General features: G+C 40.1%; 13 protein-coding genes and 1 tRNA gene. 6 read left to right on the forward strand and 8 right to left on the reverse strand.

Features of this window, described 5'->3' with window-relative positions:
• The first annotated feature begins 137 nt into the window (after positions 1-137).
• Positions 138-2,006: a hypothetical protein gene (locus tag DYI81_RS18130; protein WP_240627425.1), complete on the forward strand. Its 1,869-nt coding sequence runs from the start codon at positions 138-140 to the stop codon at positions 2,004-2,006.
• A 37-nt stretch (positions 2,007-2,043) separates the two neighbouring features.
• Here the strand turns inward: DYI81_RS18130 and DYI81_RS14345 are convergent, their stop codons facing one another.
• The 5 genes from DYI81_RS14345 to DYI81_RS14365 all read right to left on the reverse strand — a co-directional run bounded on the left by DYI81_RS14345 (position 2,044) and on the right by DYI81_RS14365 (position 7,304).
• Positions 2,044-3,195 (reverse strand): helix-turn-helix transcriptional regulator, encoded by a 1,152-nt coding sequence (locus DYI81_RS14345; RefSeq protein WP_117007938.1) that lies wholly within the window; start codon positions 3,193-3,195, stop codon positions 2,044-2,046.
• Between the two features lie 245 nt (positions 3,196-3,440).
• Positions 3,441-5,075 (reverse strand): chaperonin GroEL, encoded by a 1,635-nt coding sequence (gene groL / locus DYI81_RS14350; protein WP_117007939.1) that lies wholly within the window; start codon positions 5,073-5,075, stop codon positions 3,441-3,443.
• 60 nt (positions 5,076-5,135) lie between these two features.
• A complete protein-coding gene (locus DYI81_RS14355) occupies positions 5,136-5,426 on the reverse strand; it encodes a co-chaperone GroES (protein ID WP_005008328.1) in 291 nt (96 codons plus the stop codon).
• Positions 5,427-5,605: 179 nt separating this feature from the next.
• The gene (locus DYI81_RS14360; RefSeq protein WP_117007940.1) at positions 5,606-6,385 is read right to left on the reverse strand and encodes a metallophosphoesterase family protein; all 780 of its coding nucleotides are present in this window, start codon (positions 6,383-6,385) and stop codon (positions 5,606-5,608) included.
• Positions 6,366-7,304, reverse strand: coding sequence for a diacylglycerol kinase family protein (locus tag DYI81_RS14365; protein WP_106985700.1), 939 nt, complete (start codon positions 7,302-7,304; stop codon positions 6,366-6,368). Before DYI81_RS14365 ends, DYI81_RS14360 begins: the two co-directional genes overlap by 20 nt.
• Positions 7,305-7,715: 411 nt before the next feature.
• On the opposite strand from DYI81_RS14365, the gene DYI81_RS14370 reads away from it, so the two are divergent.
• Positions 7,716-9,545: a phosphoenolpyruvate carboxykinase (GTP) gene (locus tag DYI81_RS14370; RefSeq protein ID WP_117007941.1), complete on the forward strand. Its 1,830-nt coding sequence runs from the start codon at positions 7,716-7,718 to the stop codon at positions 9,543-9,545.
• Positions 9,546-9,676: 131 nt separating this feature from the next.
• Complete coding sequence (locus DYI81_RS14375; RefSeq protein ID WP_117007942.1) at positions 9,677-10,318, forward strand: hypothetical protein; 642 nt, start codon at positions 9,677-9,679, stop codon at positions 10,316-10,318.
• Between the two features lie 16 nt (positions 10,319-10,334).
• Here DYI81_RS14375 and glpD read toward each other — a convergent pair whose 3' ends face one another.
• A complete protein-coding gene (gene glpD / locus DYI81_RS14380; RefSeq protein WP_117007943.1) occupies positions 10,335-11,843 on the reverse strand; it encodes a glycerol-3-phosphate dehydrogenase in 1,509 nt (502 codons plus the stop codon).
• Between the two features lie 238 nt (positions 11,844-12,081).
• Here glpD and DYI81_RS14385 point away from each other — a divergent pair, with 238 nt between their 5' ends.
• Together DYI81_RS14385 and DYI81_RS14390 are read left to right on the forward strand one after the other, a co-directional pair.
• Positions 12,082-13,401 carry an MFS transporter gene (locus DYI81_RS14385; RefSeq protein ID WP_106985704.1) on the forward strand — a complete coding sequence of 440 codons (1,320 nt, stop codon included), beginning with the start codon at positions 12,082-12,084 and terminating at the stop codon, positions 13,399-13,401.
• Positions 13,402-13,544: 143 nt separating this feature from the next.
• Positions 13,545-13,973: a hypothetical protein gene (locus DYI81_RS14390; protein WP_117007944.1), complete on the forward strand. Its 429-nt coding sequence runs from the start codon at positions 13,545-13,547 to the stop codon at positions 13,971-13,973.
• 63 nt (positions 13,974-14,036) lie between these two features.
• Here the strand turns inward: DYI81_RS14390 and DYI81_RS14395 are convergent, their stop codons facing one another.
• Together DYI81_RS14395 and folD are read right to left on the reverse strand one after the other, a co-directional pair.
• Positions 14,037-14,705, reverse strand: coding sequence for a 50S ribosomal protein L11 methyltransferase (locus DYI81_RS14395; protein ID WP_117007945.1), 669 nt, complete (start codon positions 14,703-14,705; stop codon positions 14,037-14,039).
• Between the two features lie 279 nt (positions 14,706-14,984).
• Positions 14,985-15,833, reverse strand: coding sequence for a bifunctional methylenetetrahydrofolate dehydrogenase/methenyltetrahydrofolate cyclohydrolase FolD (gene folD, locus DYI81_RS14400; protein ID WP_117007946.1), 849 nt, complete (start codon positions 15,831-15,833; stop codon positions 14,985-14,987).
• A gap of 152 nt (positions 15,834-15,985) precedes the next feature.
• Between folD and DYI81_RS14405 the strand changes: the two genes are divergently transcribed.
• Positions 15,986-16,059, forward strand: a tRNA-Cys gene (locus tag DYI81_RS14405).
• Position 16,060: the final 1 nt, after the last annotated feature.

Here is a 16,060-nt window from a genome sequence, read left to right on the forward strand (position 1 = left end):
TTTTTCACAAAAATATTGTTTTTTCTTCATTTTTTCTCACAGATTTTTGTGTTTACCCTCCCAATTTTGGGATAGCTCCTAAACTCATCTAATTTCTATACTGCAGATATGACAATTTGAATAACAAGGAATTCGTGATGAAAAAAACTTTATTATGCTTAACTTTAGCAGGCTTACTGAGTGCATGTGGCGGTTCAGACAATGATTCTGGTAGTTCTGCTCCCCCACCTTCAAGCTCCCTAAAAACTGGGATACTGACCGATGGACCTGTGAGTGGCGCAACGTATACAATTAATGGCGTTTCTAAACGTACAAATGCTCAAGGGGAGTTTGAATATCAAGAAGGTGATGAAATCACTTTCCATATCGGAAATATTGAAATTGGCACAGTAACTGGTGCTGATCGTATTACCCCTGTGGAGTTAGCCGATGATGTAACAACACGAACAAATTTACTTATTTTTTTACAATCTTTAGATTCTGAGGGTGATCATGACGATGGTATTCAAATCCCTGACTCAGTGAGTCAACTCCCTGCAAACTCAATTGACTTCTCTAAACCAACAACAGAATTTATTACAAGCTTTCAACCTGTTCTACAAACAATAGAAGTTTTTAAAGATAAAGTCGTAGTTAGCGCAACAGAAGCACAAGCTAACTTTAACAAAACACTCCTCAAAGATATCGTTGGGGTTTGGTACGCAAAAAATGCTGAATCAGAAATCGTACTTCAAGTAACCTCAGACGGGAAATACCTAATTGGCGAACCTATTGTTAGCTCACCATCTGATAGTGCGAATGGCATGGAGTACGGTGAGTTATCGGTGAATGCTGTTGCTGGAGATTTATGGGCGCAATCTTCAATTGATACAAATGAAGATTGGGGCTTAACTGATTCTGGAAAAACACGTGATATGAAAATATCATTTGATGGTACACAGTTAAAAATTTCTGAAGCTCAAAACCCTAATGAAAGTGCAACATTTACTAAAGTCCCTCAAAACAATTCGAGCATTGCAGGTGCTTGGAACTCAAGTTCAGGCAAGCAACTATTTGTTTTCAATCCGGATAATAATACCTATATCATGGTTGATGCTGTTGGGGACGATCAAGTGGAAGTTGGAGAAACGCCTTGTGGTGGACCAGGTATCGAATATGGTAAATATCGTGTTCAAGATGGAAAGTTATTCGTAGATAATATCCTGATCGATACAAATGGCTGTGCAGGCTTATCTGACAATAGTGCAAGCTCAAGCTCAGGTCTACCAGTCACGGTTAATACGACATCACTTACACTCCACGAACCAAATGAAGGTACATTTATACTCACAAGACCCAATACAGAAGGTGCTACCACAAGTAGCGCAAGCCAATTCTATAAAGATATTGCTGGAACTTGGGAAATTGGACGTACCAATGCATCTGCTGTTTTATTACATATTTTACCCGATGGACGTTATGCGCTAGGTGAAGCAGATGAAGCTGATGAAACAGGGAAGCCTGGTATTGAAATCGGACAATTAAATTGGAATGCTTTAACCTCAGCGCTGAACCCTGTAATTTCCATAGATACAAACGGTGACTACGGGCTTTCACATCCTGACAATGATGGTCACCACCGCCTAAGTTATAATGGCACAGATCTAGTGCTGACTGATGTAGGAAGTAATAGCACCTATATTTTAACTAAAGTAAAACAATCATCAGGTCTAGTTGGCACTTGGCAATTTAATCAAACTCACTTGTTTGCTTTCTTTGACACAGGATTCTATTTCTTGTTAGACACCGAAGGTGATTGCGATAACCCAGGAATTGAATATGGTAAATATTCAATAACATCCAATACACTTGCCGTAACAGAAGTGTTATATGACACCAACGGTTGCGGTGGATTACATGACACTTCGGATAGCACTAAAGTTAATGCAACTTATAGCATCTCAGGAACAAGCCTAACCTTGCATCCGCAAGGCGAAGACACTTTTACCCTACAACGTAGTAACTAAAATACTCAGAAGCAGCTTAAGCCCGACTTAGGCTGCTTTAACCAATATGCTCAAAATGAATGGTACAGCCCATTAATAAATGCATAAGTTCAATCTGCGAGTTGCATTGGGTTTTTTCATAAATATTTTTAAAATAAGTGCGCACCGAACTGAGGGTAATTCCACAATGTTCAGCGATTTCTTCTAACTTACAACCATTCAACAACAACTCACACAGCTCAAACTCACGTTTAGACAATTGATAAGCTTGCTGCAAATAGGCTTTTGACAAGGCGTAGAGTTGATTTTTATCGGTCAGAAATACCGCTATTTGATGTTGTCCTGCATCTTGATGCTGCATATTTTTTAATTTAGAAAAAGGCACGATAGTCAGCATTAATTCTCGTCCTTTCAGATCTGACAAAGCCAATACACCGCCTACATATGCATTTAATGCAGACTGTCCTAATAAGGCTGAATTTAATAATTGATCTAAACGACTTTGATCATAAGCATGGGTTTTTAAGCGATTATACAAATCCAAATCTAAACATGAATCGTGTTCAATCATGCTTTGAGCTAAAGGGTTTGAATAAGTCAAACTCAGCTGATGATCAAGCAAAATTACACCTGTTTTTAAATGATCGAGCACACTATACAAACTTAAATTTTCTTGTTTAACCAAACTAAACTGACGATGGATTTGTAAAGCACGGCGCAAATGCACCCCCAATTGCTTTAAAAAATCCAACTCTTTTTGTTGATACGGCGCTGCATCAGGCGCACGGTGTAACCCTAAAACCGCCCAGCGATGTGATCCTTGATCAAGCAAAACAGCGGATATATAACTGATTCCCGTTGGATTCAAACAGCGTTCATAAAAGATATATTCATCACTTTCAGGGTTTTCCCCATAATGCGATAAATCCGAGCTCGCTACTTGCCCCACACCCGAATTTTCCCACAATACTCGGTGTAACTGCATGTCAATCACGCGAATCCGCTCATCACGATAGGCATGCAAAGCTTCATCTGGAATATTGTGACTAAATAAAAAATCGTAACTTGGGCTAAATTGGTCTAATGCAGTAAAAATAGCGGTTTTGCTATTGGTATATTTGACGATTTTTTCAATGACTTGTGGCCATAAACTGACGTCGATAGCTGCATCGTAAATACTGCCAATAATTTCATGCTCTCGATCATTCATTCTTATCCCCTAGCTACTATGTTTATTTAATCATTTGTTTTTATTATTATTCTGATTAGCATAGTCGGTTTTTTACTCAAAAAAAAGCATTTTAAATATCTATTTCACATTAAATTTCCCGATTGAACAGGGCTTTGCAATTTTCACAATAAAGGTTTTCTTTTATACAACTTTATTGAATAAACAATAAAAAAACCCCGTATTAAAAATACGAGGTTTTTTTGAACTTTATGGAAGATGATGTATTACATCATGCCGCCCATACCACCCATTCCGCCCATGTCAGGCATTGCTGGTTTTTCTTCTGGGATTTCAGTGATCATACATTCAGTCGTCAACATTAAGCCCGCAACAGATGCAGCATGCTCAAGCGCAGAACGTGTTACTTTTGCAGGGTCAAGAATACCCATTTCAAGCATATCGCCATACTCAGAAGTTGCAGCGTTATAACCGTAGTTACCTTCACCGTTCTTCACAGCATTGATTACTACAGATGGCTCATCACCAGCATTGGCTACGATTTGACGAAGCGGAGCTTCGATTGCACGACGAAGAATGTTGATACCTACGTTTTGGTCATCGTTAGCACCAGTCAGACCATCAAGTGCAGATGCAGCACGTACCAGTGCAACACCACCACCCGCAACAACACCTTCTTCAACCGCAGCACGAGTTGCGTGAAGCGCATCATCCACACGGTCTTTCTTCTCTTTCATTTCAACTTCAGTTGCAGCACCAATTTTGATGACTGCTACACCGCCTGCTAATTTAGCTACACGTTCTTGAAGTTTTTCTTTATCGTATTCTGAAGTTGATTCTTCAATTTGCGCACGGATTTGAGTTACACGCTCAGCGATTTGAGCAGCATTACCAGCACCATCAACAATTACAGTGTTTTCTTTAGAAACAGTTACTTTATGCGCTGTACCTAAATCTTGAAGAGAAGCTTGTTCAAGTGACATGCCAACTTCTTCAGAAATCACAGTCGCGCCAGTTAAAATCGCGATATCTTGAAGCATAGCTTTACGACGATCACCAAAACCTGGTGCTTTAACCGCACATACTTTGATAATACCGCGCATGTTGTTCACTACAAGTGTAGCCAACGCTTCGCCTTCAACATCTTCAGCGATGATAAGAAGTGGTTTACCTGTTTTAGCAACAGCTTCAAGTACAGCAATCAATTCACGGATGTTGCTGATTTTTTTGTCTACAAGAAGGATGAATGGGTTTTCAAGTTCTGCAGTTAACGTATCTTGTTTGTTTGCAAAGTACGGGCTGATATAACCACGGTCAAACTGCATACCTTCTACAACGTCAAGCGAGTCTTCGAAGCCTGAACCTTCTTCAACTGTAATTACGCCTTCTTTGCCTACTTTTTCCATTGCTTGCGCAATTAAAGAACCCACAGTTGTATCAGAGTTCGCAGAGATCGAACCAACTTGCTCAATCGCTTTAGAGTCAGAAGCTGGTTTAGCTGTCGCTTTAATTTCAGCAACAACCGCTTTAACTGCGATGTCGATACCGCGTTTAAGATCCATTGGGTTCATACCAGCAGTTACTGATTTGATACCTTCGTTTAGGATTGCTTGAGCAAGTACAGTTGCAGTTGTTGTACCGTCACCCGCGATGTCATTGGTTTTTGAAGATACTTCACGTACAAGCTGAGCACCCATGTTTTCAAACTTGTCTTTTAGCGTAATTTCTTTTGCTACAGAAACACCATCTTTAGTGATGTGTGGCGCACCGAAAGAACGGTCGATGACAACGTTACGGCCTTTAGGACCTAAAGTTACTTTTACTGCGTCTGCAAGTACGTTTACGCCCGCGATCATTTTTGAACGCGCTGAATCACCAAATTTTACGTCTTTAGCTGACATGGTTTACTCCAAAATTTTTAATATATTTTTCAAATCGAATTCGGTTTGAGAGATCTAAACTTAGCCTTCAAGTACAGCTAAGATGTCAGATTCTTTCATCACAAGAAGTTCTTCACCTTCAACTTTTACTTTAGTGCCTGCATAAGCACCAAAAAGTACGTTGTCGCCTACTTTAACGTCGAGTGCGCGTACACCGTTGTCAGTTACTTTGCCATTACCCACTGCAATGATTTCACCTTGAGCTGGCTGTTCAGCAGCAGAAGTACTCAAGATTAAACCGCCAGCAGTTTTAGTTTCTTTCTCAACACGGCGGATAACAACGTTGTCATGTAAAGGACGAATCTTGCTCATTTCTAGCTCCATAGACATTTAAAAATGTCATTGATTACGATGTGAAGATGACTTCTTATTCCTAGGTCATCGACAAAATTTTGATATGACACTTTTGTGGGGATGGAAAAATCTGCTTCAAGGGCTAAAATTAAAAAAAGTGCTTTTTTTGTAGATTTTTTATGCAGTTTCAATCTTTTCTAAATTAAAGCTTCTAATTGTTGCGCCAAACAAAACTGTTGGCTGGCCATATCAAAGACATAAGCTTGCATATTTCCGTGCATATCAAGAGTATTAAAACTATTGGCTAAACCATGATGTAATCGATGTGATGTCGCCGTTCCTGCATGAATCTCCCAAATAGGATGATCACAACCCAACTGATAAATTTGATTTAAATCATAGCGCGCTGCTTGATGTAAATGCCCATGCAATAGCCCATTTAATCCATTTTTAGCCCAAGTCTGTAAAGCCATTCGCCCGAGCACAGGACAATCTTTCAACGCTTCTTTCTCTTGTGGCGGTATATAAAATGGCTGATGTGCAACCACGTATTTAAGCTTTTGCTGTGGCGCTTGCTTAAGCAATTGATCCACTTCTGCAATTTGCGCCAAAGAAATATGTCCACGTGTATGGTAACGTCGACGGATGCTATTTACCCCAACAATCATGAAATGTTCTGTTTCTAGCGTTGTTTCCATATTGCCAAAAAAAAGTTGATAACGCGCAAATGGACTAATAAATCGATTCCACAAATGAAATAGCGGTATATCGTGGTTTCCAGGCACCACCAAATATGGACGCTTTAAACTCTCTAAAAATTGCTTACAAGCATAAAATTGCTGAAAACGTGCGCGCTGGGTTAAATCCCCACTCACAACAATAAGCTCAGGTTGATGCAGGGCACAAAAATCACCTAAGGCACGTATACATTCGGGTTGCTCTGTCCCAAAATGTAAATCAGAAAGATGAACTAACATTAGGCACCATAATCTTTAAGGCATGTTTATGTACCTTTATACATAAAGGTGGATATAACTCTTTAAGTTCCCCATCGACAGCCACGGTTAGTTTTTTACTATTTGCATGTATTTTGACTTCATCTGCAGCAAAGCTATAAACATCTGGAGTATGTTCTAGGTTGCCACGAATCAGTTGCCACAGCATTTTAAACAAGCTGAGTTTATCGCTCTTAGCAACCACTACGCCTGCGACTTTGCCTAAAGCAGCCTGTTTTGCAATTTTTAAATTTAGATCTGCCAACTGTAGCTGATTATTACCAAAGAAAATCAGCGGTGTTTTAACAGGATAATAAATAGTATCCACTTCAATCTGTAGTTTTAATTCCTTGCGATCACGAATTAATACATCTAAGCCCGAAGTGTATGCATGTACTGGAAAGCGCCCAAAACGTTGATTATAAATTTCACGTTTTTTTATAAATAAAGGATATAACCCCAAACTCGCATTATTTAAATAAATATGGTTATTAATGCTGGCAACATGCGTTTCACGAATTAGCCCCTGCACAATAACTTCTGCAGCCTGTTTTAATTGCAGTGGTATATCCAACACACGTGCAACATAATTAAATGTACCTAAAGGCAATATTCCCATTGGAATTGACGTACCCATTAAGTATTGCGCAACAGCATTTAAGGTGCCATCTCCACCCGCAACCACCACAACTCCATGATTATCAAGTTGTTGATGACGCGCTAACACATGCGACATGAAATTTGCAAAGTTTCCAAATTCACTAATTTCAAATGACTGTATTTCAAAATCATGCGCCGAGAAAATATGCAATATTTCCTCATATCCATCTTCTTTTTGATTGGCATGAAAACCTGAATTTTGATTATATATAATGGATAAAGGTTTCGTTTGTTTAGACATTTTTTATACGTCTCAACCCTGAATATTATTATTTTGTAGAATTTATCAACAATTAATAGCACCTTTATGTAAAATTCGAATTACCACCATTTATTTAATCAATAATATTTCCCAATCACAAAGCAAGTACAAGCCATTGTTTTATATAATTATATATAAAATAAATAATACCCATTAAAACAAAAAATATGATTAAAAAATAATTAAAATAACACAAGTTATTGTTATTTAACAAAATAAATCATAAATAGCATTATCTACCAAATAAAATCTACCACTTCTTTAGTCTTATTTTTTTTATGAAATTATGCTTTAATAGCGCCACTTTTTTTAATATTTCATCTGCGCATTGTAACCCTTTGCACAGATTAGACTTTGTACAGTTTGTACACACTTTAGATAGGCCTCACCATGACCCAAGTGAACGCACCAGAATTCGTTCGTCACCCTAAGCTTATTGCTTGGGTGGAAGAAATTGCAAAATTAACCAAACCAGCAAAAATCGAATGGTGTGACGGTAGCGCAGAAGAATATCAACGTTATATCGACTTGATGATCGCTAACGGCACAATGCAAGAACTTAACCAAGAAAAACATCCTGGTTCTTACCTTGCTAATTCTGATCCTTCTGACGTTGCTCGTGTTGAAGGTCGTACTTACATCTGCTCTGAAAAGCAAGAAGATGCTGGCGCAACAAACAACTGGGAAGCTCCAGCTGAAATGCGTGCTCGTCTTAACGGTTTATTCGACGGTTCAATGAAAGGTCGTACTTTGTACGTAGTACCTTTCTCTATGGGTCCTTTAGGTTCTCATATTGCTCACATCGGTATCGAACTTACTGACTCTCCTTACGTTGCTGTAAGCATGTCTAAAATGGCTCGTATGGGTAAAGCTGTTTATGACGTTCTTGGTACTGATGGCGAATACGTACCTTGCGTACACACTGTTGGTGCGCCACTTGCAGAGGGCGAAAAAGACGTTGCTTGGCCTTGCAACCCTGAAAAATACATCGTTCATTACCCAGAAACTCGTGAAATCTGGTCTTACGGTTCTGGTTACGGCGGTAACGCATTGTTGGGTAAAAAATGCCTAGCTTTACGTATTGCTTCTTCAATGGGTCGTCAACAAGGTTGGTTAGCTGAACACATGCTGATCCTTGGTGTGACTAATCCACAAGGCGAAAAACACTACATCGCAGCTGCATTCCCATCTGCTTGTGGTAAAACAAACTTTGCAATGTTGATTCCACCAGCTGGTTATGAAGGTTGGAAAATTGAAACTGTAGGTGACGATATTGCTTGGATCAAACCAGGTGAAGACGGTCGCTTATATGCAATCAACCCTGAAGCTGGTTTCTTCGGTGTAGCGCCTGGTACAAATACTAAGACTAACCCGAACTGTATGGCTACTCTTCACAAAGACGTTATTTATACAAACGTTGCTGTGACAGACAATGGCGAAGTATGGTGGGAAGGTCTTTCTAAAGAAGTGCCTGCTAATCTTACAAACTGGAAAGGCCAACCGCATACTGGCGCTGAAAAAGCTGCGCATCCAAATGCGCGCTTCACTGTTGCTGCTGGTCAATGCCCTTCTATCGACGCTGACTGGGAAAATCCAGCTGGTGTGCCAATTTCTGCGTTCATCTTTGGTGGTCGTCGTGCAGACACAGTGCCTCTAATTTCAGAAGCATTTGACTGGGTTGACGGTGTTTATAAAGCTGCAACTATGGGCTCTGAAACAACTGCTGCTGCTGTTGGTCAACAAGGTATTGTTCGTCGCGACCCATTCGCGATGCTTCCATTTGCTGGCTACAACATGGCTGACTACTTCTCTCATTGGTTAGAAATGGGTGAAGAAGTTGCTGCTAAAGCAGAAGCTGCTGGTAACAAACTTCCGGGTATCTACAACGTGAACTGGTTCCGTCGTGATGCTGAAGGCAACTTCGTATGGCCTGGTTTCGGTCAAAACATGCGTGTTCTTGAGTGGATCATTGACCGCTGTGAAGGTCGTGCTACTGCAATTGATACACCAATCGGCCGTGTACCAACTTACGAACAGTTGAACTGGACTGGTTCAGACTTCACTAAAGAACAATTTGACCTTGTTACTTCTCAAGACAAAGATCAATGGATCAAAGAACTTGAAAGCCACACTGAATTGTTCAACAAGTTAGGTGACCGTTTACCAGCTGCGCTTAAAACTCGCCAAGACGAGCTTTTAGCTGCTGTTAAATCTGCTTAATCATTTAAGCGATTAAAAAAAAGACCGCTATATGCGGTCTTTTTTATTTTTATTAAATCTTTTACCATTAACTCTTATAAACCCAATTTAGTGATACAATTAATAAAATCAATAGATTATCTCTCAATTTCATGAATAAAAAATATTCTACCACCTATAGAATAAAGACTATCGAAGCTTTGGAACAATCTAAAAAATTAGATTTTGAAAATATTATTCCCATAAAACCATATTCAAAAATATCTAATAAAAAACTTGAAGAACTATCATTCTTATTAAATGAAAGAATTTTACCTATTCTTATCAGTCAATTTGGAAATAATTATAGAGGAGCCTCTTGTATTAATTTTTCTGCAGCTTTATATGCATGGTTAAACGCACTAAACTGTGATGCTGAAATAGTTTTTGGAGAAGTTGAAATTTTCCACACAGATGAATTTGATGTCACTTTAGAAAACTTAACGCACGAATACAAAAACAATATTAGATCTGGCGTCCAAAATGTTCATGCGTGGGTTACGATTGGTGATGATATTATAATTGATGCCTGCCTCCCTGATAGAATTTTTAAATATTATAAAGTGCCACAGTTACCCAATATTTTTGTTACGCGCGCATATATAATGGCTGAAAGATGGAAATCTAAATATAAGCCTATGTTAATAGGCTCAGATTTCATCAATAAAACCAACAACTTCAATCCAATTGATGCTATTCCACAAATTCAATCAATGATTAACAAATTGATGACTTCAGAAATAAATTCGCAATAGTAAATAAAGATATCTACTACGCAACATTCTTTTTCATACGGTGCTCATGTAGCGCCGTTAAATAATCATCCAATTGCTGCGTATCATCCACACTAAATTGTAAATACAGTTTCGTCCTACGTTTTAATATATCTTCACTACTCACTGCCCACTCATGCTCAACCAAATAATCGACTTCTAGCGCATACAAACCATGACCAAAGTTCTGCCCTAATTCATAAACTGATCCAGCTTGCTTGATCAAACTCCACACCCGTGTGCCGTAGGCATAAACCCAGCGCTGTATTGTATATTCGTCTAGCCCTTTTATTTTATACCCGATCTCAGTCGCAAGTTGGTCTATAGATGAAAACTGCTCTGCACCTGGCAATAACGCACTTTCCGTCCAGTGAGGTGCCAAATCACCAAAAAATGGCCTTAACTGTTCTAATGCTGCTTCAGCTAATTTGCGATATGTCGTCAACTTCCCACCAAATACCGAAAGTAGCGGTGCTTCATCAAGAGTTACATCTAGAGCCAAAGTATAATCACGAGTAACCGGAGCTGGGTTATCCGACTCATCATCACACAGCGGTCGCACACCAGAATAAGTTGCAATAATATCTAGCGCTGTCAGCGGTGTTTTAAAATGTGCATTGGACACATCCAATAAATAATTGATTTCTTCAGGGCTGATTTCGACTGTATTAGGGTCGCCGGTATACTCACGATCCGTCGTACCTATTAAGGTATATTGATTTAAGTACGGAATGGCAAAAACAATGCGTTGATCATGATTTTGCAAAATAAAGGCTTTATTTTGAGCATACAGCTTAGGCACAATGATATGACTACCTTGTACCAACCGTATACCATAAGCAGGTTTTAGCGCCAGACTTTGCTGAATAAATTGAGCAACCCAAGGGCCGGCAGCATTAACCAATGCCTTGGCTTTAATCCACAACCGTTGTCCATCTTTTTCTAATTCCAGCACCCAAACACCCGCCATACGCTGTGCGGACAAACAAATCGTTCGCGTCATAATTTTAGCGCCATGCTCATGTGCCTGCATTGCATTCACCACCACCAGACGCGCATCATCAACCGTACAGTCGGAATATTCAAAGCCTCGGCTAAAATTCGCTTTTAACGGGCTGTCAGGGCTTTCAAAAAATACTTGTTCTGACCCGAGTAACTGTTCACGCTTACCTAAATAATCATAGATAAATAGACCTGCTCGAATTAGCCATGCAGGCCTTAAATGAGGCTGATGAGGCATAATAAAACGCATAGGATGTACCAAATGTGGGGCTTTCTTTAACAGCACTTCACGTTCTGCCAATGCCTCACGCACCAAGCGAAATTCTTTATGCTCTAAATAACGCAAACCACCATGTATCAATTTAGAACTCGCAGAAGAAGTATGCGAAGCCAAATCATCTTTTTCACATAAGAAGACACTTAAACCGCGTCCTGCCGCATCTGCAGCAATACCCGCACCATTGATTCCTCCACCAATGATCGCCAAGTCATATAAATCATGCATAAGCGTCTCCTCTTATTGTTATTTTCAGTGCATTTTTTAATTCTTCCAATCCCAAGTCACCATTCCATCACTAAGAAAAAATTCACTCAACTTATATTTACCACCACTCAGCATAAATAAGTGCTCAATTCAATGTAACACCTCTTCGGCATAATGAACATTTTATATACAATTTGTTTAATTTCGTTACCTTTCCAGCAAAGCAGCAGACTTAAGATAAAACTTCAAACAAAAATAAATGGATATAACAATGACGAATACCGCAATGCAGCCTGCGCCGCTGGACACCAAAACGCGGGTTAAATCCATCTTGGGTGGTTCTGCTGGCAACTTAGTTGAATGGTATGACTGGTATGTCTATGCTGCCTTCACACTCTATTTTGCCCATGCCTTTTTCCCACAAGGTAGCCAAACTGCCCAACTCCTCCAAGCAGCAGCCATTTTTGCTGTCGGTTTCCTCATGCGACCAATTGGTGCATGGATTATGGGAGTTTACTCTGACAAAAAAGGCCGTAAATCGGGTTTAACCCTGTCTGTTACGCTCATGTGTATTGGCTCATTAATGATCGCCATCTCACCTACGCATGACCAAATCGGCATCTTCGCGCCCATTATTTTAGTGGTCGCACGGCTAATTCAAGGCCTAAGTGTTGGTGGTGAATATGGTGCCAGTGCGACTTATTTAAGTGAAATGGCTGAGAAAAACCACCGAGGCTTTTTTTCGAGTTTCCAGTATGTGACCTTAATTGCTGGGCAGCTCACTGCGCTCTGCGTTTTACTGATACTGCAATGGCTACTGACAGAGCAACAGCTACATGATTGGGGATGGCGTATCCCATTTTTCATTGGTGCTTGTTTGGCTGTTGTGGTGTTCCGTATCCGTCGTGGCTTACTCGAAACACAATCATTTCAAAATGCACAAAAAGAAAAAGACCAACCTGAATCTGGCTTACTTTCCTTATTTAAACACTATCCTAAAGAAGCTTTTACGGTGCTCTTTCTTACCGCAGGGGGTACTTTGGCTTTTTATACCTATACCACCTATTTACAAAAATATTTGGTCAATACTTCAGGCTTTAGCAAACCCGCCGCAACGCAAATTACCACCTTAGCTCTGTTTATTTTCATGTGCTTACAGCCTGTTGCAGGTGCATTGTCTGATAGAATTGGTCGTAAACCTATTATGATCGCCTTTGGTGTATTGGGCGTTCTATTTACATACGTGCTGTTTGATGCCTTGGGACAAACACAGGACTATTGGACTGCATTTTGGTTATGTTTAGCAGGTCTCATCATTGTTACAGGCTATACTTCTATTAATGCTGTAGTAAAAGCAGAGATGTTCCCTGCGCATATTCGTGCTTTAGGTGTTGCACTTCCTTATGCGCTAGCCAATACAATTTTTGGGGGTACTGCAGAATTCTTTGCGCTCAGCTTTAAAGAAGCAGGTCATGAATCGTGGTTCTTTGTTTATGTCACCGTGATGATCTTTATTTCACTGCTGGTATATATCTTTATGAAAGACACTAAACACCATTCTCAAATTAAAGAACACTAAGCGCTCTGCCACTGCTCAACTGCAGTGGCATATTTCCACACTGCATCATGTTTTTATAAGGTCACCTGCATTTTCGCCATCGAGTCTAAGGTCTGTTTATGTCATACTCAGCCATAGAAATAACAAGACTGGAAATGACCTTCATGAAAATAGCACTTAAATTGTTTACTTTAGGATGTTGCACCACATTTTTAGCAGCTTGCCAAAGCACTCCCCAAACTTATAATGGCCATGCTGGGTATCAAATTGAAGCACAAAATACCACAAGTGCGACGCTGGCTTACACCTTGGCTGGACGACAAAATCAACAATTAGACGAAAATAAATTACAGCGCGCCTGCCAAAAAGTACTTGGACAACATCGCACATTTAAGCTGAATATTTTAAGTATTAATGAAATTGCCAACCCAGCAACCACAGCGCAGCAATATGGTCGTCAAATTGGCAACTCTCGCGCAAGCTTTGGGCTAAGCAATACACCAGATCTACGCAATACAGACAACCTCGGTGCACAAAATGCACTAGATGCACGCCCTGCAACCTTACGTGTGGTGCGTTACACTTGCTCATAATGCAATGCATACATAAAAAAATAAGACGCTCAAGCGTCTTATTTTGTTTTAACACAGCAATTCTTATCGTGTCTTATAAAAGCTGACATTGCGAAACTCAGGTGATTCATCCAAATCTGGCCAAGTGGTTGCACTACGCTCATCGAGTTTTTCATACTTTGGATGACTAAAATTTTTGACACGACTGTCTGCTACCCAAACCTCTGGCGCAAACTTTAAAAACTCATCTAAGAAAAAACGGTTACACTGGTCATACAACACATCCGCCGCCAACAGAATATCGACTTGCTCTGCCTTATACAGATCATCTAAATATTCAAGCTCAACATTATTCAACTCGGCATTTGCACGACAAGCATCCAAGCTCACTTGATCAATATCACAGCAAATCACACGCTTTGCCCCTGCCATTTTGGCAGCAATTGCAACTACACCTGAACCCGCACCAAAATCCAACACCACTTTGTCTTTAACATGATGAGGTTCTGCCAGCAACCACTGCGCCATCGCAAGCCCTGAAGCCCAACAAAAAATCCAATACGGCGTGTCATTCCAAATACGGCGAATGACTTCGTCATCCATTTTATCCGTTGGAAATACAGGTGGAATCAGCCACAAAGAAATTAGGGTTTCAGGCAATTGCTGTGCATGCAATTCACAGTGTGGAATCACATTATGCAGTGCTTTAAGGAGGTGCTCAGGGGCTTGGGGGAATTGGAAAGTACAGCTCATATTAAGCCTTGGGGATAATTTTATTTGAATTTATAAACGTATTGGATACACGACATCGTCATCTGCTGCTGTTTGAGGCAGACCTCATTCAAATTAACACTGTTTCTGCGACAACATTAATCAAAAGACAAAATATGTCGATTTCAGCAGATGACAAATGGTTTTCTTGCGAAGCTCGCTTCTCATTTTGCCGAAACAAAAGTAACATACGAGCTTCTTACATTTATAAGTCACAACGGTAAGACTCCGTTCTGACTTTAAGATCATTTAATTAAAACATTAACCTAAAGCTTTTTCAGCAGCTTCAACAGTTTGACGAATCAAAGTTGTAATCGTCATAGGGCCTACACCGCCTGGAACTGGCGTATAAGCAGAAGCAATTTCTTCAATACCTACCAATTGAATATCGCCAACACCACCGCCATCACGTGGATGGAAGCCAGCATCTACAACCACTGCGCCCGGTTTGATCCAATCTTTTTGAATCAATTCAGCTTTACCAACAGCACCCACAATAATGTCTGCTTGCTTAACAAAGCTTGCTAAATCTTGTGTACGTGAGTGGCAAATCGTTACTGTTGCATTCGCTTCAAGTAGCATTGCAGCCATTGGTTTACCCAAAATAGCAGAACGACCCACAACAACCGCATGTTTACCCGCGATTTCGATGTTGTTTTCTTTCAAAATCGTCATGATGCCAGCAGGTGTAGCTGAACCGTAAGCTGCTTCACCCATTGCCATACGGCCAAAACCTAGGCAAGTCACGCCATCTACGTCTTTTGCAAGCGAGATTGCATCGAAGCAAGCACGTTCATCAATTTGAGCAGGGACTGGGTGTTGTAACAAAATTCCGTGAACATCTGGGTTTGCATTTAATTTTTCAATTTCAGCAAGCAATTGTTCAGTTGTGGTTTCTTTAGGAAGTTCAACTTTTAATGAATCCATACCGACACGGCGGCAAGCATTTCCTTTCATACGCACATAAGTTGCAGATGCACCATCGTCACCTACCAAAATAGTCGCAAGAATTGGGGTACGACCTGACTTCTCTTTTAACGCTTCTACGCGTGTTAACAAGTCAGCTTCAATTTGCTTCGCCAATGCACGACCATCTAAAACTAATGCCACGGCACATCTCCAAGTGATGATATGAATCAATTTTGCACATAATACATGATAATTTTAATTATTTTCCGCTATATGCTGTTTTTATGCGCATCCGAATGAACAAGCTATTGTTTTTTTTTCTGAGCTTGCTAATATACGCATCAACAAGACATGGCGGGGTGGCAGAGTGGTCATGCAGCGGACTGCAACTCCGTGTACGCCGGTTCGATTCCGACCTCCGCCTCCAT

The sequence above is a fragment of the Acinetobacter sp. SWAC5 genome (assembly GCF_003419885.1).
GTDB lineage: Bacteria > Pseudomonadota > Gammaproteobacteria > Pseudomonadales > Moraxellaceae > Acinetobacter > Acinetobacter cumulans.